General features: G+C 43.0%; 1 protein-coding gene. It reads left to right on the top strand.

Going from position 1 to position 2,099, the window contains the following annotated elements:
* On the top strand, window positions 1–1,872 hold a 1,872-nt coding region (locus D890_RS0107430), incomplete at its 5' end, for a peptide ABC transporter substrate-binding protein (protein WP_018963892.1).
* Window positions 1,873–2,099: the final 227 nt, after the last annotated feature.

Raw genomic sequence — 2,099 nt, 5'->3', positions numbered from 1 at the left:
AGGCAACCGGGACGTTTGATTGCAGCAGACAAAGCTGCAACCAGAGGTGAAGCGGCGTACACCATTTACAAGATGAAATGGCCTGTTAAAAAAGGCGGCCAGCTCTACGTCATAGAAAGTGAAGAGCCAGCTACATTATTTGGCGCTTTAGATTCCATGGCAGCTATGACTCAGGTTCTTGCTCTTATTCAAGATTCCGAGCAAGGTTCTGACTGGAGAGGCAACTGGTGGCCACAACTTGGCCGTTGGGTACCTACCACTGAGAATGGCAAACAAGTCATTTACAGCACACCGCAAACCATTACCTTGCAAGACGGCACCAAAGTACCTATTTACATGAGGTATGACTTTAGCTTAAGGCAAGGCCTTAAGTGGAGTGATGGCCAGCCTATTACAGCCGATGATTACATTTTCGGAACATTACTTTATCTTGCTAATAACATGCCTGTTCCAAGTATTGACCCCTATGACAGCATAGCAAGGATTGAGAAGCTTGACAACTACACCATTAGGGTTTATTTCACAGCAGTAGACAAGAGCAATCCTTACAACATTTATGCGAAGTATGGTTTACCGTTATATCCGAAACACTGGTTTGAACAGAACGTTCTAAAAACCACACTGTCTTTCCCCAAGACTGTAGACTTCGTACTCAAACATAACGGAACTGAATACTTAGCTGACCAATCCTACACTTTACCAAAGAACTTAAAATCAACTATCGATGCCAAAGTTGAGGCCATAGTAAATAGCTCTTACAACACAAAACCCATGCACACTGGTCCTTACAAAGTGACCAACTGGGTGCAGAAGAGCTACATCGAATTTGCACCTGATACCAATTACTTCCTTGGTGGCGGATTGTTCAACAAAGTTATTATTGCATTCAGAAGTGTTGAATCTGGTTTGGCAGAACTATTGAGGGGTCAGCCAGACGCAGCTATCATGGGTGTTATAAATACACAAAATTCTAAAACTCTTTCTGCAAACTCTACTTTCTTAAAGACTTATAAAATCAACAGCATTCCTTCTGTTTACTGGCAGCACTTCACAGTAAACTTTGATGATCCAAACAACTTACCAAAGAATCCAAAACCCGGAGTGGCATACACGCACCCATTCTTGAGCAACAACAACGTAAGGCAAGCTCTTTCTTATGCAATCAACCGTCAAGATATTTCTAACCGTATCTATTACGGGATGAGACCAGTATGCTACAACTTTGTATCACCTGGTAGCCCGTTTGACGATTCATCGCTTAAGAGCATATACGTTTACGATCCGGCAAAGGCTAATACCCTTCTCCAGAAAGCCGGTTTTACCAAGGGAAGCGACGGCATTTATGCCAAAGCAGGGAAAAAGCTTAGCCTGACAGCAAACATGGGTAACTCTACTGATCCGATAAGAGTGATTCAGCTTGTTCAACAGCAATACAAGCAAGTTGGAATCAATCTCGGCATGCAGGCATTAGATTCCAGTGCTTTCTTCAACAATGTACTGCCGCACAGGCAGTTTGAGATAGCACTCTTCTCGTGGGGACAAAGCAGTATCCTCGAACCTGGTGGAAATACCATGTATCAGTCCAATTACATTCCATCTGAAGCCAATGGGTACCAGGGTCAGAACTACAGTGGGTTCAGAAACGCACAAGCTGATGCTCTAATTGTAAAGTGGAATAGCTTTAACACATCTGAACGCACCCAAGCTTACAAGAACTTTGAGAAGAATTACTTTGCTGTTTACATGCCAGAAATTCCTATACTCTGGACAGATCAGCATGACGCAGTTAAGCTGAATATTGAAGGTTATGACATGGGTTTGGATGTTGCAGCGCACACATGGAACATTGCTTACTGGTATAGAGAATCATAAAATAACTTTCCCCACATAACCAACTAAAAAAGGGCGGCTCTCAACGGCCGCCTTTTTTAGTATTGAGCAAGTATTCTAAGTATTCAGTGGTGTGGTATAATAAATTACAACTTTCTCACATAGGAGGTGTGGGGTGTGAAGAAAATTGCAGTGGGGCTGCTGGTATTAGTACTGGTAGCTTCGTCCTTTGTGGGGTTCTCCCCTGTTAATGCAGCTAGTTTCTCCGA

Origin of the sequence: Coprothermobacter platensis DSM 11748, from assembly GCF_000378005.1 — a bacterium.
Classification (GTDB): Bacteria; Coprothermobacterota; Coprothermobacteria; order Coprothermobacterales; family Coprothermobacteraceae; genus Coprothermobacter; species Coprothermobacter platensis.
The sequence above is the reverse complement of the archived record's forward strand: the minus strand, read 5'-3'. Positions and strand labels throughout refer to the sequence as shown.